16 protein-coding genes, 9 tRNA genes, 1 rRNA gene and 1 pseudogene are annotated in these 26,877 nt (G+C 43.5%); 23 read left to right on the top strand and 4 right to left on the bottom strand.

Going from position 1 to position 26,877, the window contains the following annotated elements:
* Positions 1-108: 108 nt before the first annotated feature.
* The 10 genes from rrf (at position 109) to BLS46_RS08065 (ending at position 1,029) form a co-directional block, all read left to right on the top strand.
* Positions 109-224 (top strand): 5S ribosomal RNA (rrf, locus tag BLS46_RS08110).
* 29 nt (positions 225-253) lie between these two features.
* Positions 254-326, top strand: a tRNA-Val gene (locus tag BLS46_RS08105).
* 2 nt (positions 327-328) lie between these two features.
* Positions 329-401 (top strand) — tRNA-Asp (locus BLS46_RS08100).
* A 22-nt stretch (positions 402-423) separates the two neighbouring features.
* A tRNA-Lys gene (locus tag BLS46_RS08095) sits at positions 424-496 on the top strand.
* A gap of 5 nt (positions 497-501) precedes the next feature.
* Positions 502-583, top strand: a tRNA-Leu gene (locus tag BLS46_RS08090).
* A 12-nt stretch (positions 584-595) separates the two neighbouring features.
* Positions 596-668: transfer RNA gene (locus BLS46_RS08085), tRNA-Thr, on the top strand.
* A gap of 21 nt (positions 669-689) precedes the next feature.
* Positions 690-761 (top strand) — tRNA-Gly (locus BLS46_RS08080).
* A gap of 7 nt (positions 762-768) precedes the next feature.
* Positions 769-854, top strand: a tRNA-Leu gene (locus tag BLS46_RS08075).
* 11 nt (positions 855-865) lie between these two features.
* A tRNA-Arg gene (locus BLS46_RS08070) sits at positions 866-939 on the top strand.
* Positions 940-955: 16 nt separating this feature from the next.
* A tRNA-Pro gene (locus BLS46_RS08065) sits at positions 956-1,029 on the top strand.
* A gap of 75 nt (positions 1,030-1,104) precedes the next feature.
* Here BLS46_RS08065 and BLS46_RS08060 read toward each other — a convergent pair.
* Both BLS46_RS08060 and BLS46_RS08050 read right to left on the bottom strand, forming a co-directional pair.
* Positions 1,105-1,741 (bottom strand): annotated as a pseudogene (locus BLS46_RS08060) (transposase).
* A 310-nt stretch (positions 1,742-2,051) separates the two neighbouring features.
* Complete coding sequence (locus tag BLS46_RS08050; RefSeq protein WP_093586836.1) at positions 2,052-5,738, bottom strand: pullulanase; 3,687 nt, start codon at positions 5,736-5,738, stop codon at positions 2,052-2,054.
* 439 nt (positions 5,739-6,177) lie between these two features.
* On the opposite strand from BLS46_RS08050, the gene rpoB reads away from it, so the two are divergent.
* From rpoB to recA, 8 genes are all read left to right on the top strand, one after another.
* Positions 6,178-9,780, top strand: a complete 3,603-nt coding sequence (gene rpoB / locus BLS46_RS08045) for a DNA-directed RNA polymerase subunit beta (RefSeq protein WP_093586834.1) — start codon at positions 6,178-6,180, stop codon at positions 9,778-9,780.
* Positions 9,781-9,812: 32 nt separating this feature from the next.
* Positions 9,813-13,478: a DNA-directed RNA polymerase subunit beta' gene (gene rpoC / locus BLS46_RS08040; protein WP_180364073.1), complete on the top strand. Its 3,666-nt coding sequence runs from the start codon at positions 9,813-9,815 to the stop codon at positions 13,476-13,478.
* A gap of 281 nt (positions 13,479-13,759) precedes the next feature.
* Positions 13,760-14,383 carry a hypothetical protein gene (locus BLS46_RS08035; RefSeq protein ID WP_093586832.1) on the top strand — a complete coding sequence of 208 codons (624 nt, stop codon included), beginning with the start codon at positions 13,760-13,762 and terminating at the stop codon, positions 14,381-14,383.
* A 103-nt stretch (positions 14,384-14,486) separates the two neighbouring features.
* Positions 14,487-14,930 carry a tRNA (adenosine(37)-N6)-threonylcarbamoyltransferase complex ATPase subunit type 1 TsaE gene (gene tsaE / locus BLS46_RS08030; RefSeq protein WP_061417733.1) on the top strand — a complete coding sequence of 148 codons (444 nt, stop codon included), beginning with the start codon at positions 14,487-14,489 and terminating at the stop codon, positions 14,928-14,930.
* On the top strand, positions 14,920-15,441 hold the full coding sequence (locus BLS46_RS08025; protein ID WP_061417730.1) for a GNAT family N-acetyltransferase: 522 nt from the start codon (positions 14,920-14,922) through the stop codon (positions 15,439-15,441). Before tsaE ends, BLS46_RS08025 begins: the two co-directional genes overlap by 11 nt.
* A gap of 4 nt (positions 15,442-15,445) precedes the next feature.
* The gene (locus tag BLS46_RS08020; protein WP_093586830.1) at positions 15,446-16,480 is read left to right on the top strand and encodes a glycopolymer--peptidoglycan transferase LytR; all 1,035 of its coding nucleotides are present in this window, start codon (positions 15,446-15,448) and stop codon (positions 16,478-16,480) included.
* A gap of 73 nt (positions 16,481-16,553) precedes the next feature.
* A complete protein-coding gene (locus BLS46_RS08015) occupies positions 16,554-17,810 on the top strand; it encodes a competence/damage-inducible protein A (RefSeq protein ID WP_093586828.1) in 1,257 nt (418 codons plus the stop codon).
* 54 nt (positions 17,811-17,864) lie between these two features.
* Positions 17,865-19,013: a recombinase RecA gene (gene recA, locus BLS46_RS08010; protein ID WP_093586826.1), complete on the top strand. Its 1,149-nt coding sequence runs from the start codon at positions 17,865-17,867 to the stop codon at positions 19,011-19,013.
* Between the two features lie 56 nt (positions 19,014-19,069).
* Here recA and BLS46_RS08005 read toward each other — a convergent pair whose 3' ends face one another.
* Positions 19,070-19,624, bottom strand: coding sequence for a GNAT family N-acetyltransferase (locus BLS46_RS08005; RefSeq protein ID WP_084947323.1), 555 nt, complete (start codon positions 19,622-19,624; stop codon positions 19,070-19,072).
* A gap of 109 nt (positions 19,625-19,733) precedes the next feature.
* On the opposite strand from BLS46_RS08005, the gene BLS46_RS08000 reads away from it, so the two are divergent.
* Together BLS46_RS08000 and BLS46_RS07995 are read left to right on the top strand one after the other, a co-directional pair.
* Positions 19,734-21,104, top strand: a complete 1,371-nt coding sequence (locus BLS46_RS08000) for an MATE family efflux transporter (protein ID WP_093586824.1) — start codon at positions 19,734-19,736, stop codon at positions 21,102-21,104.
* Between the two features lie 96 nt (positions 21,105-21,200).
* Positions 21,201-21,917 carry a YebC/PmpR family DNA-binding transcriptional regulator gene (locus BLS46_RS07995; protein ID WP_093586822.1) on the top strand — a complete coding sequence of 239 codons (717 nt, stop codon included), beginning with the start codon at positions 21,201-21,203 and terminating at the stop codon, positions 21,915-21,917.
* A 49-nt stretch (positions 21,918-21,966) separates the two neighbouring features.
* On the opposite strand, the gene BLS46_RS07990 is transcribed toward BLS46_RS07995, so the two are convergent.
* A complete protein-coding gene (locus BLS46_RS07990; protein WP_093586820.1) occupies positions 21,967-22,662 on the bottom strand; it encodes a DUF308 domain-containing protein in 696 nt (231 codons plus the stop codon).
* A gap of 193 nt (positions 22,663-22,855) precedes the next feature.
* Between BLS46_RS07990 and BLS46_RS07985 the strand changes: the two genes are divergently transcribed.
* The 3 genes from BLS46_RS07985 to BLS46_RS07975 are packed head-to-tail and all read left to right on the top strand — an operon-like array spanning position 22,856 to position 26,820.
* Positions 22,856-23,317, top strand: coding sequence for a MarR family winged helix-turn-helix transcriptional regulator (locus BLS46_RS07985; RefSeq protein ID WP_093586818.1), 462 nt, complete (start codon positions 22,856-22,858; stop codon positions 23,315-23,317).
* The gene (locus tag BLS46_RS07980; RefSeq protein WP_093586816.1) at positions 23,301-25,070 is read left to right on the top strand and encodes an ABC transporter ATP-binding protein; all 1,770 of its coding nucleotides are present in this window, start codon (positions 23,301-23,303) and stop codon (positions 25,068-25,070) included. The genes BLS46_RS07985 and BLS46_RS07980 overlap by 17 nt, the downstream gene beginning before the upstream one ends.
* Positions 25,060-26,820 carry an ABC transporter ATP-binding protein gene (locus BLS46_RS07975; RefSeq protein ID WP_093586814.1) on the top strand — a complete coding sequence of 587 codons (1,761 nt, stop codon included), beginning with the start codon at positions 25,060-25,062 and terminating at the stop codon, positions 26,818-26,820. The genes BLS46_RS07980 and BLS46_RS07975 overlap by 11 nt, the downstream gene beginning before the upstream one ends.
* Positions 26,821-26,877 lie beyond the last annotated feature (57 nt).

Raw genomic sequence — 26,877 nt, 5'->3', positions numbered from 1 at the left:
GACTAATACTAATAGCTCGAGGACTTATCCAAAGTAACTGAGAATACGAAGTGTAAGGTTTTCTTGGTATTTGATAGATATTCAATTTTGAGTAGGTATTACTCAGAGTTAAGTGACGATAGCCTAGGAGATACACCTGTACCCATGCCGAACACAGCAGTTAAGCCCTAGAACGCCGGAAGTAGTTGGGGGTTGCCCCCTGTGAGATATGGAAGTCGCTTAGCAGAATAGGAAGTTTAGAGGCTTCCTTTTTGGGAGTTTAGCTCAGCTGGGAGAGCATCTGCCTTACAAGCAGAGGGTCAGCGGTTCGATCCCGTTAACTCCCATAGGTCCCGTAGTGTAGCGGTTATCACGTCGCCCTGTCACGGCGAAGATCGCGGGTTCGATTCCCGTCGGGACCGTAAGATAACGGAAGTTATTTTAGACTCGTTAGCTCAGTTGGTAGAGCAATTGACTTTTAATCAATGGGTCACTGGTTCGAGCCCAGTACGGGTCATATTTGCGGGTTTGGCGGAATTGGCAGACGCACCAGATTTAGGATCTGGCGCTTAACGGCGTGGGGGTTCAAGTCCCTTAACCCGCATAGTAGGAATTAGCCGGCTTAGCTCAGTTGGTAGAGCATCTGATTTGTAATCAGAGGGTCGCGTGTTCAAGTCATGTAGCCGGCATTAAAGCTAGAAGAGGTCGATGCGAACGTAGTTCAGTGGTAGAACACCACCTTGCCAAGGTGGGGGTCGCGGGTTCGAATCCCGTCGTTCGCTTAGAGAGGCCGGGGTGGCGGAACTGGCAGACGCACAGGACTTAAAATCCTGCGATTGGAAACGATCGTACCGGTTCGATCCCGGTCCTCGGCATATAATAATGAGCACCCTTAGCTCAACTGGATAGAGTACCTGACTACGAATCAGGCGGTTAGAGGTTCGAATCCTCTAGGGTGCATTTTTTCTATTTAACTCGGGAAGTAGCTCAGCTTGGTAGAGTACTTGGTTTGGGACCAAGGTGTCGCAGGTTCGAATCCTGTCTTCCCGATTGATTTATTGACTAAGATACTTAAGTGAGTATCTTTTTTTGGTTCTTTGTCAACTGTAGTGGATTACCAAAAAGTCATACGCTGGAGAGAACTAAATCAGTCCTCTCCTTTTTGATATTCAAAGCGACGAGAATTCTAGTTTTAAAATTGTCAAAGTTCCGAAAGCCAAAGATATTGCGTTTGATGAGTTTTATGAGATGATTAGTTGCTTCTAGTTTGGCTTTGGAATAGAGTGATTCAAGGGCAGTAATGATTTTTTCTTTGTCCTTGAGAAAGGTTTGAAAGACAGCCTGAAAGTGATTTCGAATAATCGCTTGTGTTCTGCATTCAAGGACAGTGATAATATTGAGATTCTTAAAGCCTTGTACGGATAAAACTCATTTTAAAGGCGTACTCGTCTCAGGACATAGTCTTATGAAGTCGACTAAAGTCATTGAGCTTCCGAATGACGGTTGAAGTTGAAATGGAAAGCTATCGGTCATAGAAGTTTTTTCAACTAGTTTTTGAGCAATGATAGCACTTTAAACGGCGTTTTTAGGAGAATTCTAGTAGGCATGCCAGTCGTTTCAGGGGAAGGAATCTTAGACAGTTTTTGAAAATCATATTTCTTCAGTGATTTCCTTGTGGGGGATCCATATTGATAATATCTACACTCTTGATATTAGGGTCTTTGATATCAAGTAGTTTTGTGATAAAATGTAATTGTTCCATATGATTCTTTCTAATGATGGTTTGGTCGCTTTTCATTATAGATCTTATGGGACTTTTTTTCTACAACAAAATAGGCTCCATAATATCTATAGGGGATTTACCCACTACAAATATTATAGAGTCTGCAAACAACACCCCATGACTAGAAGATTCTTCTAATTATGGGGTGTTTTCTCTATAGGAGGGCTAGGTTATACTTTTCGAAAATCTCTTTAAACCAGGTCAGCTTCGCCTTATCTACAACCTTAAAGCTGTGCTTTGAGCAGCCTACGGCTAGCTTCCTAGTTTACTCTTTGATTTTCATTGAGTATTAGTTCTTTTTCTTATTTTTCATCAACCATCCAAGTCCGAGAAGGGCAAGGATACTGAATCCAGCAAGAGCAAGAAGTGATTTGTTCTCAGTACCTGTGTTTGGAAGGACTTTCTGAGCAAGAGCCTCTGTAGCAGTTTCTTGAGAGTCAGGATTTGCTACTAGGTTTTGAGCTTGGTCTTGTTGGGTTTCCAAGCTAGAAAGATTAAATTCTGGTTTTTCTTCCACAGCTGGAGCAACGATGGCACCACCTTGAGACAGGCGGAGAACGACAGCAGTGAGGGCGTTTAATTTCAATCCTTTTTCAGTCCATTCGAGACCTTGAGGGTTAGCGATTCCTACTGGTCCTGCTTGGTTTTCATCTGCGAGAACTTCAGCCTTTCTCAAGTGAGCAAATGCAGTCCCTAGAGTAAATTCGCGGGCCTTATCATCTGCATTGACAAAGACAGCGTAGACATCACCGTTTGGAGCAGTAATTTGGTAGCCGATGATCACATCTTCTTTTTCAACGCCGTTTTGTCCTGGGACAGTAATGAGGTGGACGCGCTCCTTAATATCTTGCAGACTCTTGAGTCGGAAGGCATCTGTAGATTGACGAAGAGCAATCAGACCTTTCATGTAGTCACGACTCTTGACATTTTCAGGATATGCTTTGCCATCTGTTGCTTTGGTCCAATCAAACTTGTTGACAGCATCACTAGAGTCGTAAGAGTCATGGATAAAGTAAGGATAGACAAATGGCTTGCCGTCCTTGTCGCGCAACAAGTGAGACTTGTTTGGAACCTTATCCTCTGGAACAGGAGTCTTATAGGCTGGATCAAGGAATTGTTTGGTACGTCCATATTCCTGTCCAGAGTGGATAAACGGAGTTCCTTGAGCAGTCAAGACCATGAGGTTTCCAAGTCGCAAACGACGATGGATCTCAGCGTAGTTTTCAGCCTTGCTTGGGTCTTTTTTGATAGACTGAGCTATGATGTCAAAGAGGGTCAAGTTATCATGGGCTGCAATATACTGGATCACATCTCCAGGACTGTCTGCTTCAAAGTTAGTTGGTTGAGCAATCAGATTTTTAAAGATGGTATTGATATCTCGCTTGCCACCTGTGATAAAGGCAGGTTGGCCTTCGTTTGGATAACCAGACTTGAGGTTGTTGCGGATGTCGTCTGAAAAGACAGCGACAGTATCGGTATGTTTCATCCAGTCTTGGTCAGCAGGTTGTACAGGCGTATTTTCATCACCAGTATAGGTTCTCCAGCCTTCACCTAGCATGATAAGATTTGGATTGAGGGCGCGTGCAGCCTTATATGCTTCTTCGATTGAAGCCGCATCGTGATCACCCATCATATCGAAGCGGAAACCATCCACTTTGTAGGTTTCAACCAGATACTTGATAGAGTCTACCAAGACACGTTTAGACATGTAGTGGGTAGTTCCCAAACGGCCGCCTCCAAAGCTAGTACGTGGAGTTCCGTCTGCGTCCATAAAGTGATAGTAGTTTGGCTCAATATCTTCAAAAATGTCAACATTGGCAGTATGGTTGTAGACCACGTCCAAGATAGCCCCCATGCCACGTTTGTGGATTTCGTTGATGAGGTTTTTGAATTCGGCAATTCGTTTTTCTGGATCCTTAGGATCGCTTGAGTACATACCAGTCAAGGAGAAGTAGTTTTGAGGGTCATATCCCCAGTTGTAGTTGCTGTTGCTTGAAGCGTAGGCAGACAAACGTTCATGGTTTTTCAATTCATTGACAAAGTAGTAAGACAAGACTGGAAGGAGCTGGATGTGGGTCACACCCAAGTCTTTGAGATAGTCTAATTTTTCGATAAAGGCTTCAAAGGTACCAAATGGTTTGGTCAAGTCTTTTGCGATGGCAGGATCCGAAGTGAAGTCACGCACATGAGCTTCGTAGATAACGGCATCTTCACGCGATTTGAAGTTGCGAATCTTCCCATAGGTCAAATCTTGCGGACCTAACTTCGCTGGATCGACGAAGGCAGCCTTAGCGACCTTATGGGCAGCATCTGTTTTTGCAAGGTCGCTGTTCCAGGTTGCTAGTGACTTAGCATAAGGGTCAAGAACGAGGACAGTTTTACCTTGGCGCTCGATTTGGTAGTGGTAGTAGTAGCCAGTGTAGTTGCTGATACCGAGACCAGAGTTTGCATCCAGAGTTTGTTTCCAGGTTCCTTTTTCTCCTTTTTCAAGGGGGACAGTTCCAACTACCTTTTCAGGGTCTTTCTTGTCATAGACAACAACGGAAACCTTATCAGCACTTGGAGACCAGAGGGTGAGGTCAACACGCTTGCCATCTTCTTTCAGAGTTGCGCCGAGTGGCCCATCGTAACTGTAGGACTCATCCTTGAGGCGCCAGCTTGAACGTGTGGTAAAGCGGTCTGAATTGTAGCTGACAGTGTAAGGGTGTTGAGTGTCAGAGAAGTCGCCGATGTAGGTCACTTTTTTACCTGCCTCATCCACTTCCACGTCTGTGATAGCTACTTTATTCCCTAGGTAATCAGTGATGCTGGAGTGTTTGAGGATATCGTCTTTCTTAGCTCCAACGAGGGTAGAAAAACTGCTTTCGATACGAGATTTAGCCACGTGTTGGGCACCAGTCATACGGATATCGTGAACGTAGTAGGGGTTGGTGTAGATGGTTTCGTCATCATCTTTGAGGAAAATCTGACTGTGATTTTTTAGATCAGTGAATTTATAATCTTCTTTTCTGATTTTCACATCATCGCCTTTCTTGCTTTCGTCTAGTAATAAAAATCCAAATTCTCTTGCAGCTTCATTGAGTGGGATATCAATGTAACGGCCATATTTTCCAGTTGCTGTAAAGTCAGTACCGTCAGGCCATTCTCCACTGCTTGGGTTTTTAACATCGCCCCAATACCAGAGAGATTTTTTGTCATAGTTGCCATCTGTGCGGTAATAGTTGACACGGACAGTTCCTGCTGGCTGAGGACGGTAGTTGTGTACCTTGTAGTTTTCATCTAGCCAAGCCTCATTCATTTTTGGAGAGAGGCGCTCTACAGAACGGTCCCCTGTCAGGTTATCCCCCTTGGTATTGTTGATAAGGAAGCTGACTTTCTTGGCTTGCTCATTTTTGAGTTTGACATCTAGGTAATAGCCGTAGTCATCTTGCTTGGCATCCTTGAAGGACTTGGCTCCATTGGGCCAGTTTTCAGACGGCTTCTCAACATCGTCCCAAGTCCAAAGACCTTGAGAATCTTTGTTTTCTTCAGGGAGTTTTTTTACATGGATGCGGAAGTGGTTGTCTGCGATGGGTTCTTCAGAAGATGTGTCAGCTTGTGGTTTTTGTTCTGAAGTTGGCGTTGCAGTGCTGTTAGCCTGGCTTGTAGTAGCATCTTCTGTTTTGGGTGTTTCTGGCGCTGTAGTAGTTTCCATAGCTGGAGCTTCTTTTTTAGAATCAAGGGAAGCGTTTGCATTATTTTGTTCAGAAATAGGCGTTTCCTTTTGAGTTTGACTCGTTTCAGTCTCAGTAGGGGCCTTGGTCACAGCGCTAGTGTTTTCCTGAGTTTGAGGAAGATTTTCGTTAGCTGAAATGGTTGGCATTGCAGCAGAAAGTAGGACAATGCTGGCACCAATAAGGACAGAACCAGTTCCGTTCTTCAAGGAACGGATACCGTAAATCATTTTTTTCTCAGTTTGAGATGGGATCTTTTTCATCACAATTCTCCTTGTGTAGTTGTTCCCTATCAGTATAGCACGAGGTAAACATTAGTGCAAGCGTTTTCCTATTTTTTGAGAAAAAATATGAGACCGATTTTCTTGAAATTTTGAAATAATATATAGGAAAAGATTGTTTAAAAAATAGTAAAAAAACCTTGAAAAATCTGGCTAAATAAGGTATAATATGAATAATCATTTGTCGTAGGTTTTGTCTGAAATATTGTCCAGACAGGACTCACAGCAGTTAAATCTCCTGAAAAAGTCGGATTTAGCTGCTCTTTTTGTGCTTTTTTTCAGGTTTTTGAGTCGTTGTAACAAAGATTTAAAGATTCTGAAAATTCATCAAAGGGACACGGTGATAGGGTTTTACAACCATATGACGAATATAAAAGCCTGATTGACAAGGCTTGGAATTTATTTACAAAGGAGAATCATCTTGGCAGGACATGACGTTCAATACGGGAAACATCGTACCCGTCGTAGTTTTTCAAGAATCAAAGAAGTTCTTGACTTACCAAATTTGATTGAAATTCAAACGGATTCATTCAAGGATTTCCTAGACCACGGTCTCAAGGAAGTTTTTGAAGATGTATTGCCAATTTCAAACTTCACAGACACTATGGAGTTGGAATTTGTTGGCTATGAAATCAAGGAACCAAAATACACGCTAGAAGAAGCTCGTATCCATGATGCTAGCTACTCAGCACCAATTTTTGTAACCTTCCGCTTGATCAACAAGGAAACTGGCGAAATCAAGACCCAAGAAGTCTTCTTTGGTGATTTCCCAATCATGACAGAAATGGGAACCTTCATCATCAATGGTGGTGAACGTATTATCGTATCTCAGTTGGTTCGCTCGCCAGGTGTTTACTTTAACGATAAAGTTGATAAAAACGGTAAAGTGGGTTACGGTTCAACTGTTATCCCTAACCGTGGAGCTTGGTTGGAACTTGAAAGCGATTCAAAAGACATCGCCTATACTCGTATTGACCGTACTCGTAAGATTCCATTTACGACCTTGGTTCGTGCGCTTGGTTTCTCAGGTGATGATGAAATCTTTGATATCTTTGGTGATAGTGAGTTGGTTCGCAATACTGTTGAAAAAGATATCCACAAGAATCCAATGGACTCTCGTACAGACGAAGCCTTGAAAGAAATTTATGAACGCCTTCGTCCAGGTGAGCCTAAGACTGCTGAAAGCTCACGTAGCTTACTTGTGGCACGTTTCTTCGACCCACGTCGCTACGATTTGGCAGCTGTTGGTCGTTACAAGATCAATAAAAAATTGAACATCAAGACACGCTTGCTCAACCAAACCATCGCTGAACCATTGGTAGATCCTGAAACTGGTGAAATCTTGGTAGAAAAAGGAACTGTCTTGACTCGTAGCGTGATTGAAAGTATCGAGCATCACTTGGATGGCGACTTGAACAAAATTGTTTATATTCCAAACGATGCAGCGGTTCTAACAGAACCAGTTGTCCTTCAAAAATTCAAAGTTGTTGCGCCAACAGACCCAGACCGTGTTGTAACCATCATCGGAAATGCCAATCCAGACGACAAGGTTCGTGTTGTAACTCCTGCGGATATCCTTGCAGAGATGAGCTACTTCCTCAACTTGGCAGAAGGTATCGGGCGTGTGGATGATATCGACCACCTTGGAAACCGTCGTATCCGTGCAGTTGGCGAATTGCTTGCTAACCAAGTACGTCTTGGGCTTTCTCGTATGGAACGTAATGTCCGTGAACGTATGTCTGTTCAGGACAATGAAGTCTTGACACCACAACAAATCATCAATATCCGTCCTGTAACAGCTGCGGTTAAAGAATTCTTTGGTTCATCACAATTGTCACAGTTCATGGACCAACACAACCCACTTTCTGAGTTGTCTCACAAACGCCGTTTGTCAGCCTTGGGACCTGGTGGTTTGACACGTGACCGTGCTGGATATGAAGTTCGTGACGTGCACTACACACACTATGGTCGTATGTGTCCAATCGAGACACCTGAAGGGCCTAACATCGGTTTGATCAATAACTTGTCATCATACGGTCACTTAAACAAGTATGGATTTGTTCAAACACCATACCGTAAGGTTGACCGTGAAACTGGTGTAGTCACAAACGAAATCGTTTGGTTGACAGCCGATGAAGAAGATGAATTTACTGTAGCGCAGGCTAACTCTCGCCTCAACGAAGACGGTACTTTTGCTGAGAAAGTTGTCATGGGACGTCACCAAGGGGTCAACCAAGAGTATCCAGCAGAAGTGGTTGACTACATGGACGTGTCACCAAAACAGGTAGTTGCCGTTGCGACTGCATGTATTCCTTTCTTGGAAAACGATGACTCCAACCGTGCCCTCATGGGTGCCAACATGCAACGTCAGGCTGTGCCATTGATTGATCCAAAAGCACCTTACGTTGGTACTGGTATGGAATACCAAGCAGCTCATGACTCTGGTGCAGCGGTCATTGCTCAGTATGATGGTAAAGTTACTTACGCAGATGCTGACAAGGTAGAGGTTCGCCGTGAAGATGGTTCGCTAGATGTTTACCACATCCAAAAATTCCGTCGTTCAAACTCAGGTACTGCCTACAACCAACGCACTCTCGTTAAAGTTGGCGATGTCGTTGAAAAAGGTGACTTTATTGCTGACGGACCTTCTATGGAAAAAGGGGAAATGGCGCTTGGACAAAATCCAATCGTTGCCTACATGACATGGGAAGGTTACAACTTCGAGGATGCCGTTATCATGAGCGAACGCTTGGTGAAAGATGATGTTTACACATCTGTCCACCTCGAAGAATACGAATCAGAAACGCGCGATACAAAGCTTGGGCCTGAAGAAATTACTCGTGAAATTCCAAATGTTGGTGAAGATGCTCTTAAAGACCTTGACGAAATGGGTATTATCCGTATCGGTGCTGAGGTTAAAGAAGGCGATATCCTTGTAGGTAAAGTAACACCTAAGGGTGAGAAAGACCTCTCAGCTGAAGAACGTCTCTTGCACGCTATTTTCGGAGACAAGTCTCGTGAAGTACGTGATACCTCGCTTCGTGTACCACACGGTGCCGATGGTGTCGTTCGTGATGTTAAGATCTTTACACGTGCAAATGGAGATGAGTTACAATCTGGCGTTAACATGCTGGTTCGCGTCTACATCGCTCAAAAACGTAAGATCAAGGTCGGAGATAAGATGGCCGGACGTCACGGAAACAAAGGGGTTGTCTCACGTATCGTTCCTGTAGAAGACATGCCTTACCTTCCAGATGGAACTCCAGTCGATATCATGTTGAACCCACTTGGGGTGCCATCACGTATGAATATCGGTCAGGTTATGGAACTCCACCTTGGTATGGCAGCTCGTACTCTTGGTATCCACATCGCAACACCAGTCTTTGACGGAGCAAGTTCTGAAGACCTTTGGTCAACCGTTAAAGAAGCAGGTATGGATAGCGATGCTAAGACGATCCTTTACGATGGACGTACAGGTGAGCCGTTTGACAACCGCGTATCAGTTGGTGTCATGTACATGATCAAACTCCACCACATGGTTGATGATAAATTGCACGCGCGTTCAGTCGGACCATACTCAACCGTTACCCAACAACCACTCGGAGGTAAAGCTCAGTTTGGTGGACAACGTTTCGGTGAGATGGAGGTTTGGGCTCTTGAAGCCTACGGTGCGTCAAATGTCCTTCAAGAAATCTTGACCTACAAGTCTGACGATATCAACGGACGTTTGAAAGCTTATGAAGCTATTACAAAAGGAAAACCAATTCCAAAACCAGGTGTCCCAGAATCCTTCCGAGTTCTTGTGAAAGAATTGCAATCTCTTGGTCTTGACATGCGTGTCCTTGACGAAGATGATCAAGAAGTGGAACTTCGTGACTTGGATGAAGGAATGGACGAAGATGTCATCCACGTAGATGACCTTGAAAAAGCCCGCGAAAAAGCAGCCCAAGATGCAAAAGCAGCATTTGAAGCTGAAGAAACTGCAAAAGCGGAAGCAACAGAAGAAGCTGCTGACCAAGAATAAGCAGTTCACTTAGAATAGAAAGGGAAGAAATAGTGGTTGATGTAAATCGTTTTAAAAGTATGCAAATCACCCTAGCTTCTCCAAGCAAAGTCCGTTCATGGTCTTATGGAGAAGTCAAAAAACCTGAAACAATCAATTACCGTACGTTGAAACCAGAACGTGAAGGACTCTTTGATGAAGTCATTTTTGGTCCTACGAAAGACTGGGAATGTGCTTGTGGTAAGTACAAACGCATTCGTTACAGAGGGATTGTTTGTGACCGCTGTGGGGTTGAAGTAACGCGTACGAAAGTTCGTCGTGAGCGTATGGGGCACATCGAGTTGAAAGCTCCTGTATCTCACATCTGGTATTTCAAGGGGATTCCAAGTCGTATGGGCTTGACCCTTGATATGAGCCCTCGTGCCCTCGAGGAAGTTATCTACTTTGCGGCTTATGTGGTGATTGATCCGAAGGATACACCACTTGAGCACAAGTCTATCATGACAGAGCGCGAATACCGTGAGCGCTTGCGTGAGTATGGTTATGGTTCATTCGTTGCCAAAATGGGTGCCGAAGCCATCCAAGACCTCTTGAAACAAGTAGATCTTGAAAAAGAAATTACTGAACTCAAAGAAGAGTTGAAAACAGCTACTGGACAAAAACGTGTCAAAGCCATCCGTCGTTTGGATGTTTTGGATGCCTTTTACAAGTCTGGAAACAAACCTGAATGGATGATTCTCAACATCCTTCCGGTTATTCCACCAGATCTTCGTCCAATGTTGCAGTTGGATGGTGGGCGTTTTGCCTCATCTGACTTGAATGACCTTTACCGCCGTGTTATCAACCGTAACAACCGTTTGGCTCGTTTGCTTGAGTTGAATGCACCAGGTATCATCGTTCAAAATGAGAAGCGTATGCTTCAAGAAGCGGTTGACGCTTTGATTGACAACGGTCGTCGTGGTCGTCCGATTACAGGACCAGGTAGCCGTCCGCTTAAATCATTGAGCCACATGCTTAAAGGAAAACAAGGACGCTTCCGTCAAAACTTGCTCGGTAAACGTGTTGACTTCTCAGGACGTTCCGTTATCGCCGTTGGTCCAACTCTTAAGATGTACCAATGTGGTGTGCCACGTGAAATGGCGATCGAACTCTTTAAACCATTCGTTATGCGTGAAATCGTTGCCCGCGACATCGTGCAAAACGTGAAAGCAGCTAAACGCTTGGTGGAACGTGGAGATGAACGCATCTGGGATATCCTCGAAGAAGTGATTAAAGAACACCCAGTACTTTTGAACCGCGCACCTACCCTTCACCGTTTGGGTATCCAAGCCTTCGAGCCGGTCTTGATTGACGGTAAGGCACTTCGCTTGCACCCGCTTGTCTGTGAAGCCTATAATGCCGACTTTGACGGGGATCAAATGGCCATCCACGTACCGCTTTCAGAAGAAGCCCAAGCGGAAGCTCGTATTCTCATGCTAGCTGCTGAACACATCTTGAACCCGAAAGATGGTAAACCAGTTGTTACTCCGTCTCAGGACATGGTTTTGGGTAACTACTACTTGACCATGGAAGAAGCTGGTCGTGAAGGTGAAGGAATGGTCTTCAAAGACCGTGACGAAGCTGTTATGGCTTACCGTAATGGTTATGTTCACCTCCACTCACGTGTAGGTATCGCGACAGATAGCCTCAACAAACCATGGACAGAAGAGCAAAAACACAAGGTCTTGCTGACAACGGTTGGTAAAATCCTCTTCAACGACATCATGCCAGAGGGTCTACCTTACTTGCAAGAACCTACAAATGCTAACTTAACAGAAGGTGTTCCAGCTAAATACTTCTTGCCACTAGGTGGAGATATCAAGGAAGCTATTTGCAACCTTGAACTCAACCCTCCATTCAAGAAGAAAAACCTTGGGAATATCATCGCTGAAATCTTCAAACGTTTCCGTACGACAGAAACTTCTGCCCTACTTGACCGCATGAAGAACCTCGGTTACCACCACTCAACTCTTGCAGGTTTGACAGTGGGTATTGCCGATATCCCAGTTGTTGAAGATAAGGCTGAAATCATCGAAGAATCACACAAACGTGTAGAACAAATCACCAAACAATTCCGTCGTGGTATGATTACGGACGACGAGCGCTACAATGCAGTTACCGCTGAATGGCGTGCAGCTCGTGAAAAATTGGAGAAACGCTTGGTTGCCAACCAAGATCCGAAGAACCCAATCGTTATGATGATGGACTCTGGGGCTCGTGGTAATATCTCTAACTTCTCACAGCTTGCCGGTATGCGTGGTCTGATGGCAGCGCCAAACGGACGTATCATGGAATTACCAATCCTTTCAAACTTCCGCGAAGGTTTGTCAGTACTCGAAATGTTCTTCTCAACTCACGGTGCGCGTAAAGGTATGACCGATACGGCCCTTAAGACAGCCGACTCAGGTTATCTTACTCGTCGTTTGGTTGACGTTGCCCAAGACGTTATCATCCGTGAGGACGACTGTGGAACAGACCGTGGTCTCTTGATCCGCTCTATCGCAGAAGGAAAAGAGATGATCGAGTCTCTCGAAGAACGTCTCAATGGTCGTTACACTAAGAAAACTGTTAAACATCCAGAAACTGGTGCAGTTATCATTGGTCCAAATGAATTGATCACAGAAGACAAGGCTCGTGAAATTGTTAATGCCGGTGTCGAAGAAGTCACTATCCGTTCTGTATTTACATGTAACACTCGTCATGGTGTCTGCCGTCACTGTTACGGTATCAACTTGGCGACTGGTGATGCGGTTGAAGTTGGTGAAGCAGTTGGTACAATTGCTGCCCAATCTATCGGGGAACCTGGTACACAGCTTACCATGCGTACCTTCCACACGGGTGGGGTTGCCTCAAATACCGATATCACTCAGGGTCTTCCTCGTGTCCAAGAAATCTTTGAAGCCCGCAATCCGAAAGGGGAAGCGGTTATCACTGAGGTCAAGGGTGAGGTTACAGCCATCGAAGAAGACGCATCAACTCGTACCAAGAAAGTCTTTGTTAAGGGTGAAACTGGCGAAGGTGAATACGTGGTGCCATTTACAGCACGTATGCGTGTCGAAGTTGGAGACCAAGTTTCTCGCGGTGCAGCTCTTACAGAAGGTTCTATCCAACCAAAACGTCTCCTTGCTGTTCGTGATGTCTTGTCAGTTGAAACCTACCTTCTCGGTGAAGTACAAAAAGTTTACCGTAGCCAAGGGGTAGAAATCGGTGACAAACACATCGAGGTAATGGTTCGTCAAATGATCCGTAAAGTTCGTGTCATGGATCCAGGTGACACAGATCTTCTCATGGGTACCCTCATGGATATAAATGACTTTACAGATGCCAACAAAGATGTCCTTATCGCAGGTGGAGTTCCAGCGACAGGTCGCCCAGTCCTTATGGGGATCACTAAAGCCTCACTTGAAACAAACAGTTTCTTGTCAGCGGCTTCCTTCCAGGAAACAACTCGTGTCCTTACAGATGCGGCTATCCGTGGTAAGAAAGACCATCTCCTTGGACTCAAGGAAAATGTTATTATCGGTAAGATCATCCCAGCAGGTACTGGTATGGCTCGCTACCGTAACCTTGAACCACAGGCTATCAATGAAGCAGAATATCTGGCTCCAGAACAAGAAGAGACAGAAAATGCTCCAGTAGACGAAACTGTGGAAATCCAAGTTGAAGAAACAGTAGAATAAAAGCAAACAAGAGAACCTTTGGGTTCTCTTTGTTTTACTCTTCTACCTATTGGGGTTAGGTGAGCACGGTGCAATATCTCTCAAATCGCTTCAACAATTTTTATAGTTCATTCTCAAAAAAGCAAAAAATATCGAATAGGGGTCTGTTAGAACTTAAAAATAATCCTCAAAAATAATTTTCCATTTTGTCAGTTGAGCGTTAAAACAGGACACTTGAGAAGAAGAGAGGGATTTTATCTTTCTCGCAGAGTATAATCATGTATACGAAGGGGGAACTAAAAATGATAAAATCAATTCGCATTTTATTGTTACTGGCTTTGATCCAGATTAGTCTGAGTAGTTGCTTGCTGTGGAAGGGAGCCATCTTAACCTTAAAGCAGTCAAGCGCTTATTTTCTAGTGTTTATCGTATTGGCATCAGGTCTGTGCGCGGGAATGAATTTCTTTTATACCCAAAATCAGGATGTTCATAGCATTATAAACAGTCAGAAAAAAGTGAAACTATTTTATAGTACCTTGTTGGTCTTAAACCTAGTAGGTGTCTGTCTTGTGTTGTCGGAGACTATCTTAACACAGACAGCTTTTCAGCAAGAGTTGGTAGACCTTTTCTTGCCCTCCTTCTTTTTCTTGTTTGGCATTGATTTACTTGTCTTTTTGCCGTTTGAAAAATACAGCCGAGATTTGGGAGCAACTCTCAATAAGAAAAAAACAGTTATCCTGACAGTTATCGCAACCTTGCTGTTCTTGAGAAATCCAATGACAGTTTTATCCATTGTTTTTTATGTTGGTTTAGGCTTCATTTTTGCTCGGTTTTTATTTCCGAAATCCATGAGAAGAGAATTTTCCTTTTACGGTCACGTGATCCGAGATATTTTACTTGTCAGTGCTATGTGTATATTTTTTTAAAAACACTTTTCTATCAATAAAAATCCCTTATTTTACCAAAGTTGTTATAGTAAGTTTGTAAAGAAAATTCACACAAAAGAAAACTTTTTGGTATAATAGTAGCATGTACACAAAAAATGAAGAAGAGCTGATTAATCTGGGAGAACGCCTAGGAACCTTACTCCAAAAAAATGATGTTTTGATCTTGTCTGGGGAATTGGGTGCTGGTAAAACAACCTTTACAAAGGGTCTTGCCAAGGGCTTAGGTATTCGTCAGATGATCAAAAGTCCAACTTACACCATCGTGAGAGAGTATGAGGGTCGCCTTCCGCTCTACCACTTGGATGTCTATCGGATTGAGGGGGATGCTGATTCGATTGACTTGGATGAGTTTCTCTTTGGTGGTGGTGTGACCGTTATCGAGTGGGGACATCTTTTGGGTGAGGATTTGCCAGATTCCTACTTGGAGTTGGAACTCTTGAAAGAGGCTGAGGGTCGTCGCCTCTATTTTACCGCTCAGGGTTCTCGTGCTGAGGAATTGATCAAGGAGCTTCAAGATGGAGTATGAACTTTGTATTCGTGAGGCTGAAGCTCAGGATGCTGCTGCTTTGGTTGCATTCTTGGATTTAGTTGGTCAGGAGACAGATTTCACCAGTTTGGATGAAAATGGTATCCTGATGACAGAATCTGAAATGGCGCTTTTCATTGAAAAGCAAGCGACTTCAGATAACCAAATCACTCTCCTAGCCCTCCTGAATGATGAAATTGCAGGTGTTTTGAACATCACGGCAGAGCAACGTATACGGATTCGTCACATCGGGGATATCTTTTTGGTCATCCAAAGGAAGTTTTGGAATCATGGCTTAGGAAGCATACTCCTTGAAGAAGGAATTGAGTGGGCTAAAACCAGTGGAGTTCTGCGTCGTTTGCAGCTCAGCGTACAAAAGCGCAACGAGGCAGCTATCCACCTCTATTCAAAATTTGGATTTGTTACAGAAGGCTTACAAGAAAGAGGAGCCTATTTAAAAGAAGGGATATTTTTAGACGTTTACCTGATGGGTAGACTGATAGATAAATGATAAGATGGTAAAAAAAATAATCGGAATGCTACTAGCTTTTCTAACAGTAACGGCTTTAGGTGTAGGTGCGTATGCCTATACTATTTATTATCAAGGAACTGAAACCTTAAGTAAAAAAACTTATAAGAAAATTGGTGAAGAAACCAACGTTATCGAGGCGACTGAGCCTTTAACCATTCTCTTGATGGGGGTGGATACGGGAAATGTAGAACGTACAGATCCTTGGGCGGGGAATAGTGATTCCATGATTCTTTTGACAGTCAATCCGAAAACCAAGAAAACCACTATGATGAGTTTGGAACGGGATATTTTGACCAAGATTGAGACTGGAAATGGCCAAGTTCAGGAAGCAAAACTCAATGCTGCCTATGCCAATGGCGGTGCAGAGTTGGCTATTTCAACCATTCAAAAAATGATGAACATTCATATCGATCGTTATGTGATGGTCAACATGCAAGGACTCCAACAGCTAGTTGATGCAGTTGGGGGCATCACAGTCAACAACACACTCGGTTTTCCAATTTCGATTGCTGATCAGGAAGAATTTAATAAAATCTCGATTGGAGTCGGTGAGCAAACTTTGAATGGTGAGGAAGCCCTGGTCTATTCACGGATGCGTTATCAGGATCCTGAGGGAGACTATGGTCGTCAAAAACGTCAACGTGAAGTCATTCAAAAGATTATGGAAAAGGTCTTGAGCCTCAATAGTATCAGTCATTATCAAGCTATCTTAAAAGCGCTTAGTGATAATATGCAGACAAATGTTGATTTGTCTGCCTCCAGTATCCCACAACTACTTGGTTACCAAGATTCCTTTAAAAACATCGAAACACATCAACTTCGTGGTGAAGATGCTGAGTTGCAAGGAATCTCTTACCAAATCGTAACGATGGAGCATATGCTAGAAATGCAAAATCTCTTGCGTCGTTCCCTAGGGAGAGAGGACGTAGCAGAGTTGGAGACCAACGCTGTTCTGTATGAAAATCTTTATGGTCGAACAGCACCTTCCACAAATGCTTCAAACGAAGAGATAGAATAAAACAAAGAATCAAATCGTGGGACTTTCCTGCGATTTTTTCAAAAAGAATCCGAATAGATAGGTAGGAGGAAAGATGAAAGCAGAAATTATTGCTGTAGGAACGGAAATTTTGACAGGGCAGATCGTCAATACCAACGCCCAGTTTTTATCAGAAAAGCTAGCAGAAATTGGAGTAGATGTCTACTTCCAAACAGCTGTGGGAGATAATGAAGCGCGTCTCATGTCCTTGCTAGAGATTGCGAGTTCGCGTAGTAGTCTAGTCATTTTGACAGGGGGCTTAGGGCCAACTGAGGATGATTTAACCAAACAAACTCTGGCAAAATTTTTGGGAAAAAACTTAGTGTTTGACCCTCAAGCGCAAGAGAAACTGGATGTCTTTTTTGCTCAAAGGCCAGACTATGCTCGGACACCCAATAACGAGAGGCAAGCTCAAATTGTAGAAGGGGCAACTCCACTGCCAAATGAGACAGGTTTAGCAGTAGGAGGGATGTCGGAAGTGGATGGCGTGACTTACGTAGTCCTTCCAGGACCTCCTAGTGAGTTGAAACCTATGGTCTTAAATCAGCTCTTACCTAAGTTAATGACTGGTGCCAAGTTGTACTCACGAGTACTCCGTTTCTTTGGGATTGGTGAAAGTCAGTTGGTGACCATTTTGGCGGATTTGATTGACCAACAAACTGATCCAACCTTGGCTCCTTATGCCAAAACGGGAGAAGTGACCTTGCGCTTGTCCACAAAAGCAGTCAGTCAAGAAAAGGCTGATCAAGCATTGGACATCTTGGAAAATCAAATCTTAGATCGCCAGACTTTCGAGGGACTTTCTTTGCGAGACATCTGTTATGGATATGGGGAGGAGACCAGCCTAGCAAGTGTCGTTGTAGAAGAGCTTAAGAAGAGAAAGAAAAGTATTACTGCAGCAGAGAGTTTGACGGCAGGCCTCTTTCAGGCTACTTTAGCAGACTTTTCGGGCGTTTCTGCCATCTTTAATGGCGGTTTTGTCACCTACAGTTTAGAAGAAAAGTCTAAGATGCTGGATATTTCCGAGCAAGAGCTGAAAAAACATGGGGTCGTCTCAGAGTTTACGGCTCAAAAGATGGCAGAACAGGCACGGCTCAAGACTCAGTCTGATTATGGAGTCAGTTTGACGGGTGTGGCTGGGCCAGATAGCCTAGAGGGGCATCCAGCTGGGACGGTCTTTATCGGCTTGGCACATGCAAAAGGGACAGAGGTTATCAAAGTCAATATCGCAGGGCGGAGCCGAGCAGATGTTCGTCAGATTGCGGTTATGCATGCCTTTAACCTAGTTCGCAAGGCTTTATTAAGTGACTAACTTTTGATATAATAGTAGATAGGTCTTAGGACTATTAGAATACAGGAGAATAGAATGGCGAAAAAACCAAAAAAATTAGATGAAATTTCAAAAAAATTTGGAGCAGATCGTGAAAAGGCTTTGAACGATGCCCTTAAATTGATTGAGAAAGACTTTGGTAAGGGTTCAATCATGCGCTTGGGTGAGCGTGCGGAGCAAAAAGTGCAAGTGATGAGCTCAGGCTCATTGGCGCTTGATATTGCACTTGGATCAGGTGGTTATCCTAAGGGACGTATCGTCGAAATCTATGGACCAGAATCATCTGGTAAAACAACAGTTGCCCTTCACGCAGTAGCGCAAGCACAGAAAGAAGGTGGCATTGCGGCCTTTATCGATGCCGAGCATGCGCTTGACCCAGCCTATGCTGCGGCCCTTGGTGTGAACATTGACGAATTGCTCTTGTCACAACCAGACTCAGGGGAGCAAGGTCTTGAAATTGCAGGAAAATTGATTGACTCAGGTGCAGTTGACCTTGTCGTTATCGACTCGGTTGCGGCTCTTGTACCTCGTGCGGAAATTGATGGGGACATTGGAGACAGCCACGTTGGTTTGCAGGCTCGTATGATGAGTCAGGCCATGCGTAAACTTGGAGCTTCTATCAATAAGACTAAAACAATTGCCATCTTTATCAACCAATTGCGTGAAAAAGTTGGGGTCATGTTTGGAAACCCAGAAACAACTCCCGGTGGACGTGCTCTGAAATTCTATGCTTCAGTCCGTTTGGATGTTCGTGGAAGCACACAAATCAAAGGAACTGGTGACCAAAAAGATACCAATGTCGGTAAGGAAACCAAGATTAAGGTTGTTAAAAATAAGGTGGCTCCACCGTTTAAGGAAGCCTTTGTTGAAATCATGTATGGAGAAGGGATTTCTAAGACTGGTGAGCTCTTGAAGATTGCAAGTGATCTCGATATCATCCAAAAAGCAGGAGCATGGTACTCTTACAAGGGTGAAAAAATCGGACAAGGAACTGAAAATGCTAAGAAATACTTGGCAGATCACCCAGAGATCTTTGATGCCATCGACCATCAAGTTCGTGTTCAATATGGCTTGATTGAAGATGAAGAAGGGGCAACTCCTACTTCTGGCGTTGAGGATCTAGCACCTAACCAAGAAGTAACACTTGACCTAGGCGATGGACTTGAAATCGAAATTGAAGAATAACATAAAAAGTAGCAGATAGGAACTGCTACTTTTTATGTTTATTTCAGATGAAAGAACTAATGATCACTAAAACGACGATATTCGATGTGAAAGTCAAAATAATGTTCATCCTGTAACTTTTGGAAGATGTCGCGATAGGCTTCTTCGTCAAAATGGTCGCCACGGTAGAGGATTTCAAAACTCAGATCATCGTACTCTAGGAAAGCATTGGCTGTTTTAAAGCCATTTTGTCGATAGAAGTTCATGCGGGCCTTTCTCTGCTCCAAGTTATCGCATTCTTCATCCAAGCGCTCGACTTCCAGCAACATGGTTCGCTGGTAAAAATCTGTCAGCTTTTCGATGATTTCCTTTCCGTACCCGTGGCTCCTTAGGTGGGGCATGATGGCAAAAAAGCTTATATAGAAGGCTTTTTGATTGGAGATGGAGAAGGCAAAGCCGACAAATTCTTCTTCATTATAAAAGGCAAAAAAGTGGGCGTCATCTCGGTCCTGATAGCGCAAGAACTCAGACAGAGGGACTCGTTCTTCCTCGGGGAAAGCTTCCTTGTTTAGCTTTTCAACCTTATCAAGATCTGGAAATGCATCGGTTATTAATTGACTGGTCAAACTCATAAGTGACCTCCTTTTCTTGATTATAGCAAATTGTCTCTCTGTAAGCAATTGATTTTAAGAAAGCCAAGCAATCCTTGTCGCTCTTCCAGAAAGCTGATATAATAGCTTTATGAATAAGAAACGATCAGTGGACCTAATACATGGTCCTATTCTTCCCTCGCTTTTAAGCTTTGCCTTTCCAATCTTGCTGTCTAATATTTTCCAACAGCTTTATAATACAGCTGATGTCTTGATTGTTGGGCGTTTTCTTGGTCAAGATTCCTTGGCTGCAGTAGGGGCGACAACTGCCATTTTTGACTTGATTATAGGTTTTACGCTTGGTGTTGGCAATGGGATGGGGATCGTCATTGCCCGCTATTATGGGGCTTGTAATTTCACTAAAATTAAAGAAGCAGTAGCAGCAACCTGGATTTTAGGAGGGCTTCTCAGTATTTTGGTCATGCTGATGGGCTTTGTTGGCCTGTACCCACTCTTGCAATACCTAGATACTCCTGCAGAAATCCTTCCCCAGTCCTATCAATATATTTCTATGATTGTGACCTGTGTAGGCGTCAGCTTCGCTTATAATCTCTTTGCAGGCTTGCTGCGGTCCATTGGTGATAGTCTAGCGGCTCTTGGATTTCTGATTTTTTCTGCCTTGGTCAATGTGGTGCTGGATTTGTATTTCATTACGCAACTGCATCTGGGAGTTCAATCTGCGGGCCTTGCTACCATTATTTCGCAAGGCTTATCAGCGATTCTCTGCTTTTATTATATCCGCAAGAGTGTTCCAGAACTGCTTCCTCAACTCAAGCATTTTAAATGGGACAAGGCCTTGTACGTGGATCTTTTGGAGCAAGGTTTGGCTATGGGGTTGATGAGTTCGATTGTGTCTATCGGTAGTGTGATTTTACAATCCTCTGTTAATACCTTTGGTGCTGTGATTATTAGCGCCCAGACAGCGGCTAGACGCATTATGGCCTTTGCTCTGCTTCCGATGACGGCTATTTCTGCCTCGATGACGACCTTTGCTTCTCAGAATTTGGGTGCCAAGCGACCAGACCGCATTGTTCAAGGACTTCGAATCGGCAGTCGTTTAAGTATGTCCTGGGCAGTCTTTGTTTGTGTCTTCCTCTTTTTTGCCAGTCCTACCTTAGTTTCCTTCTTGGCGACTTCGACGGATGGATACTTAGTAGAAAATGGTAGCCTCTACCTGCAAATCAGCTCAGCCTTTTATCCCATTTTGAGCCTCTTGTTGATTTATCGCAATTGCTTGCAGGGCTTGGGGCAAAAGATCCTTCCCTTAGTTTCTAGCTTTATTGAACTAATCGGAAAAATCGCTTTTGTGGTCTTGATTATTCCTTGGGCGGGCTATAAGGGTGTTATCCTTTGCGAACCTCTAATCTGGGTTGCCATGACCATCCAACTGTACTTCTCACTGTTCCGTCATCCTTTGATAAAAGAAGGCAAGGCCATCTTGGCAACTAAAGTATCATCCTAGCTCGATTTGCTAAATAAAATCCATTTCCTCTAGTGAAAATCGAAAAAACTTGTGTTATAATAAGAAAGATTAAAATGTGAAAAAAGGAGATTCCTAATGGGACGTAAATGGGCCAATATCGTAGCCAAGAAAACGGCTAAAGATGGAGCTAACTCTAAAGTATATGCAAAATTTGGTGTAGAAATCTATGTAGCAGCTAAAAAAGGTGATCCAGACCCAGAATCAAACACTGCCTTGAAATTCGTTATCGACCGTGCCAAACAAGCCCAAGTGCCAAAACACGTTATCGATAAAGCGATTGATAAAGCAAAAGGAAATACAGACGAAACCTTTACAGAAGGACGTTACGAAGGTTTTGGACCAAACGGTTCTATGTTGATTGTTGATACCTTGACTTCTAACGTTAACCGTACTGCAGCCAATGTCCGTGCTGCTTTTGGTAAAAACGGCGGAAACATGGGTGCTTCAGGTTCGGTTTCATACCTCTTTGACAACAAGGGTGTTATCGTATTTGCGGGAGAAGATGCTGATGCGGTCTTTGAACAATTGCTAGAAGCAGATGTTGATGTGGATGATGTAGAAGCAGAAGATGGAACAATCACGGTTTACACAGCTCCAACTGACCTTCATAAGGCTATCGTTGCCCTTCGTGAGTCTGGCATCGAAGAATTCCAAGTGACTGAATTGGAAATGATTCCTCAATCAGAGGTTGAGTTGTCAGGTGATGACCTTGAAACCTTTGAAAAACTTTACGGCGTCCTTGAAGACGACGAAGACGTACAAAAAATCTATACCAACGTAGATGGATTCTAATAGAAAAACGAACAGTTTTACTAGCTGTTCGTTTTTTTGATATTTGAACTTAGACTCTGGTTTCAGAATCGTTTTGTTGCTTGCTTTTTTCTAGACCTAGACCGACTGCATGTTTTTGGACGAGCAAGAGCTCTCCATTGTCATATTTTGCAAAAGTTAAGGTAATAGTCTTGGTCTTGTCTCCAATAGAGATATAGGTGATTTTTTTCGTATTGTAACCCCCAAGAGTGAAGTCAAACTCGGAATCTGGCAGTCCGTGTTTGTTGATAATATCCTTGTAGTTGGTACCACCTTTTCCTTTGTTGTCAAGGTCGCCTTCGATTAAAGCGTCGAACTGTTCTTGTGTCCAAGTGAAGGTATCGTCTTCTTCCTCATCTTCGGGGAGTGAATCAATGGTATCATCTGTCAAGTCGCGTTCTATTGAGGAGCTAGCTTCTCTATAGGAACGGTTAAACTCTTTGATAAAATCTTTGTAGACATTAGCGTACAGTATCTGGGTCGTAAAGAAAAGTACAACAGAAGCAACTGCGAGAGATGTTCCGATAATGGCCATTGTTTTCCGTTTTTTGAGATTGGCAATAAGTCCGATAATACCTAAGATCAACGCGACAATAGCGATGAAAAACGATAGATAGTTAATAAACGGGATCCAGGACCCTAAAAGTGCGATGGCTCCAAAAATGGTTGCTAAAATCCCTAAAACTTTTTGTTCTTCTGGTTTCATTTGAACGTTTTCTCCCTTCATCAAGTGAATGGATTCCTATCCACGGTAGCTAGTGCTTATTATAGAGAAAATATTCTCCAATGTCAATTCAGACTAAAATAGTTCTCTAGGAAACTTTTTTCTTGACGTCTCTTCTAAAAGTGATAAAATAGTTCTCATAGAAACTTAATTAGTTCTCCTGGGAACTATATTCAATCGTGAGAAAGGAGCAATCATGGACAAGCCGATGTTGATTTTTAAACGCTTTGGGCACCAGGTTCACCTGATGGTACAGAAAGAAGCCAAGCGTTGCGGCATTGAATTTATGGGTGGACCGCAAGGGCAGGTTCTGAGATTTTTAGATCGTCGTGAGCAAGACCAGGATCTGGTTTTGATTAAGGATATTGAACAAGAACTCAATGTCACCAAGTCCGTTGCTAGTAATTTAGTCAAGCGTATGGTGCAAAATGGGCTAGTAGACTTGGAAGTTAGTCCGACGGATAAACGAGCAAAATTTGTTCGTTTGACCGACAAATCACGATCTCAGATGAAGCAAGTCAAGTCTTTCTTTGATCGGATTGACAGGAGTCTACTAGAAGGAATTTCAAAGGAAAAGCTAGCCATTTTTGAAGAAGTCCTAGGACAACTACAGGCTAATGTAGAAAAAATAGGAGGAGAGAATGAAGAAACTCGCTAAACGTATTACAGGAAAAGAGTGGGGGATGATCCTACTCACCGTGCTTTTCACTTGTTTCTCGGTCTATCTCGAGTTAGAAGTGCCGACCTATATTTCAGAAATAACAGAATTGATTGGAACACCGGGTACGGAGTTAGGACAACTATGGTCTCCTGCTGCGAAGATGATGGGCTTATCTCTTCTAGCTTTTATGTCATCTGTAACAGTTGGATTTTTTGCTTCTCGTGTTGCGGCGTCCTATACGGCTCATCTACGTAGTGATATTTTTAATCGTGTTTTGGATTTTTCGCAAACGGAAATCAAACGTTTTTCAATCCCCAGTCTCTTGACTCGGACGACCAATGATATCACTCAGATTCAGATGCTCTTTACCATGGGACTCCAGGTAGTCACTCGTGGGCCTATCATGGCCATCTGGGCCATTGGAAAAATCCTTGGGAAGTCGGAATACTGGCTCTGGGCAGTAGTGGTGGCAGTCGTTGTCAATGTCTTGATGACCACTGTTCTCATGACTCTGGCCTTTCCAAAACAATCTGTCATTCAAAAATTGACAGATAAACTCAATAGCATCACTCGTGAAAGCTTGACAGGGATTCGGGTTGTTCGTGCTTATAATGCTGAGGATTACCAAGATAAGAAATTTGAAGCAGCCAATGATGAAGTGACGCGTCTCAATCTCTTTGTCAATCGATTGATGGCTATTATGAACCCGATTATGATGGCGATTTCCAGCGGTTTGACCTTGGCTATTTATTGGATTGGTGCCTATCTTATCAACGATGCTAGTTTAACAAATCGTCTGCCGCTCTTTAGTGATATGGTGGTCTTCATGTCTTATGCCATGCAGGTCGTGATGGGCTTCCTTCTCATGGGAGCACTCTTTATCGTTCTTCCTCGTACCTTGGTTTCGGCAGGACGTATCAACCAAGTATTGGATCTGCATTCTTCTATTGAAAATCCTAGTCATGCACAGACAGCGGATCCTGCAGTTCAGGGACAAGTGGAATTCCGTGATGTGACTTTCCGCTACTCTAACAACTCTGAAGCAGTCGTGGAACATGTTACTTTTAAAGCCGAAGCGGGTCAAACAGTTGCCTTTATCGGTTCAACTGGTTCTGGTAAATCTACCTTGGTCAATCTGATTCCTCGTTTTTACGATGTATCAGCTGGTCAAATCCTAGTAGATGGTGTCAATGTGCAAGATTACGACTTGGAAGATTTGCGTAATAAGGTCGGCTATATTCCGCAAAAAGCAGTCCTCTTCTCAGGAAATGTCAAGGGGAACTTAGATTTTGGTAAGAGCAAAGAAACTCCTCTAAGCGAAGTTGCTATGTGGCAGTCCCTTGAATTGGCCCAGTCTAAAAGCTTCATAGAGGATAAGGAAGCAGGACTTGCATCAGAAGTAGCCCAAGGTGGAACTAACTTCTCAGGAGGACAAAGACAGCGTTTGGCCATTGCGCGTGCCTTGTCTCGTAAACCAGAGATTCTCATCTTCGATGACTCTTTCTCAGCCTTGGACTACAAGACAGATCGTGTTCTACGCCAAGAGCTAGCTGAAAAAACAAAATCCATGACCAAGCTCATCGTAGCGCAGCGGATTTCTACCATTATGGATGCAGACTTGATCTTAGTATTGGATCAAGGAAAAGTCGTGGGACAAGGCACCCACAAGGAACTTCTAGCTACCAACGAAGTCTACCAAGAAATTGCCTACTCACAACTATCGAAGGAGGAATTGGAACATGGAAAATAAAAAAGTGTCGTTCTGGAAACAGTGCAAACCTTATATGGCAGGCCTCCAACTCCCTCTCCTAATAGCAGTTGTGGCTGCGGTCATTTCAAGCATCATCACCGTTTATGGGCCAACTAAGATTAAGGAAATTACAAACTTGATTTCAGATGGCTTGATGACAGGAATTGATTTAGAGGCTGTTTCAAATATTGCTGGATTTTTGGTTGTTCTGTATGTATTTGGAGCTATCCTTAATTATACACAGGCCTATATCTTTTCAACAAGTATCCAACATTTTTCAAAACGCTTGCGGACAGCAATCGCTGAAAAGATCAATCGTTTGCCTCTTGGCTATTTTGACCGTCATTCACAAGGAGACACCCTTTCGCGCGTGACTAATGATGTGGATACGGCAGCGCAATCTCTCAACCAAAGTCTAGGGACAGTTGTCTCAGCTAGCTTCTTGCTAATTGCTGTTTTGATTACCATGTTTGGCATGAACTGGATTTTAGCCTTGGTTACGGTTGTTTCAACTCTTATCGGTTTCGTTTTCGTGTCTATCTTTATGGGCAAGTCACAGGGCTTTTTTAAGAGTCAGCAACAGGATTTGGCAGCTGTAAATGGTTATGTGGAGGAAATGTACTCTGGCCATAATGTGGTGACCAGTTACAATGCTATCGAGAGCACTAAAGAAGAATTTGCGAAATTAAATCATCGTCTATATGACAGTATCTGGAAATCTCAATTTATTTCAGGGATTATGATGCCAATCATGATATTCATTGGAAACTTTAGCTACGTCTTGGTGATTATCGTTGGTGCCGCGCTGGCGTTAGAAGGGTATATCACTATAGGGATTATTGTAGCCTTTATGGTTTACGTACGGACCTTCTCTCAACCTCTATCACAGATTGCTCAAGGGATTACGAGCTTGCAACAAGCGAGTGCAGCCATGACTCGTGTATTAGAATTTCTAGCTGAAGCTGAGATGCAGGATGAATCTCATAAGGACAGACAATTGGCCCATATGAAAGGGGAAGTGGTTTTTGATCACGTGTCCTTTGGCTATACACCAGAGCGCACCATCATCCATGACTTTTCTGCGACGGCTCATGCAGGTCAGAAAGTCGCTATCGTTGGACCGACTGGGGCTGGTAAGACAACCATTGTCAATCTTTTGATGAAGTTTTATGAGATTGATAAGGGAAGTATCCGCATTGATGGTGTGGATACCAAGGACATGAAGCGCTCTGAAGTGCACGATGCCTTTTCAATGGTCTTGCAGGACACTTGGCTCTTTGAGGGAACGATTCGAGAGAACCTGATCTATAATCAGACAGACATCAGTGATGAGCGGATGATGGAAGCCAGCAAGGCTGTGGGAATCCACCACTTTATCATGACATTGCCAGATGGTTACGACACTGTTTTGGATGACACCGTGACCTTGTCTGTTGGACAGAAACAGCTCTTGACCATTGCTCGTGCCCTTCTCAAAGATGCACCGCTCTTGATTTTGGATGAAGCAACATCCTCAGTCGACACACGTACAGAGGAATTGATTCAGAAAGCCATGGACCGTTTGATGGAAGGCAGAACTTCCTTTGTCATTGCCCACCGCTTGTCAACTATTCGTAATGCAGATTTGATTCTTGTCATGAAAGATGGCAATATCATCGAACAAGGCAACCACGAGGAGCTGATGGCGCAAGGTGGCTTCTATGCCGACTTGTACAATAGCCAATTTACAGAAGACGAAGCAGAAGAATAAATCAAAAGAAGGCTTGACGGCCTTCTTTTTCTGCACTATACTAGAAGACAAATGTCT

Origin of the sequence: Streptococcus sp. NLAE-zl-C503 (genome assembly GCF_900104285.1) — a bacterium.
Taxonomy (GTDB): domain Bacteria; phylum Bacillota; class Bacilli; order Lactobacillales; family Streptococcaceae; genus Streptococcus.
The sequence above is the reverse complement of the archived record's forward strand: the minus strand, read 5'-3'. Positions and strand labels throughout refer to the sequence as shown.

What these genes read in the sequence shown, in the direction of transcription:
- BLS46_RS07980 (WP_093586816.1), top strand. Translation starts at nt 23,301, where the DNA reads ATGAAGAAACTCGCTAAACGTATTACAGGAAAAGAGTGGGGGATGATC.
- BLS46_RS08025 (WP_061417730.1), top strand. Translation starts at nt 14,920, where the DNA reads ATGGAGTATGAACTTTGTATTCGTGAGGCTGAAGCTCAGGATGCTGCT.
- recA (WP_093586826.1), top strand. Translation starts at nt 17,865, where the DNA reads ATGGCGAAAAAACCAAAAAAATTAGATGAAATTTCAAAAAAATTTGGA.
- BLS46_RS07975 (WP_093586814.1), top strand. Translation starts at nt 25,060, where the DNA reads ATGGAAAATAAAAAAGTGTCGTTCTGGAAACAGTGCAAACCTTATATG.
- tsaE (WP_061417733.1), top strand. Translation starts at nt 14,487, where the DNA reads ATGTACACAAAAAATGAAGAAGAGCTGATTAATCTGGGAGAACGCCTA.
- BLS46_RS08020 (WP_093586830.1), top strand. Translation starts at nt 15,446, where the DNA reads ATGGTAAAAAAAATAATCGGAATGCTACTAGCTTTTCTAACAGTAACG.
- BLS46_RS08050 (WP_093586836.1), bottom strand. Translation starts at nt 5,738, where the DNA reads ATGAAAAAGATCCCATCTCAAACTGAGAAAAAAATGATTTACGGTATC.
- BLS46_RS08000 (WP_093586824.1), top strand. Translation starts at nt 19,734, where the DNA reads ATGAATAAGAAACGATCAGTGGACCTAATACATGGTCCTATTCTTCCC.
- BLS46_RS08035 (WP_093586832.1), top strand. Translation starts at nt 13,760, where the DNA reads ATGATAAAATCAATTCGCATTTTATTGTTACTGGCTTTGATCCAGATT.
- BLS46_RS08015 (WP_093586828.1), top strand. Translation starts at nt 16,554, where the DNA reads ATGAAAGCAGAAATTATTGCTGTAGGAACGGAAATTTTGACAGGGCAG.
- BLS46_RS08005 (WP_084947323.1), bottom strand. Translation starts at nt 19,624, where the DNA reads ATGAGTTTGACCAGTCAATTAATAACCGATGCATTTCCAGATCTTGAT.
- BLS46_RS07985 (WP_093586818.1), top strand. Translation starts at nt 22,856, where the DNA reads ATGGACAAGCCGATGTTGATTTTTAAACGCTTTGGGCACCAGGTTCAC.
- BLS46_RS07990 (WP_093586820.1), bottom strand. Translation starts at nt 22,662, where the DNA reads ATGAAGGGAGAAAACGTTCAAATGAAACCAGAAGAACAAAAAGTTTTA.
- BLS46_RS07995 (WP_093586822.1), top strand. Translation starts at nt 21,201, where the DNA reads ATGGGACGTAAATGGGCCAATATCGTAGCCAAGAAAACGGCTAAAGAT.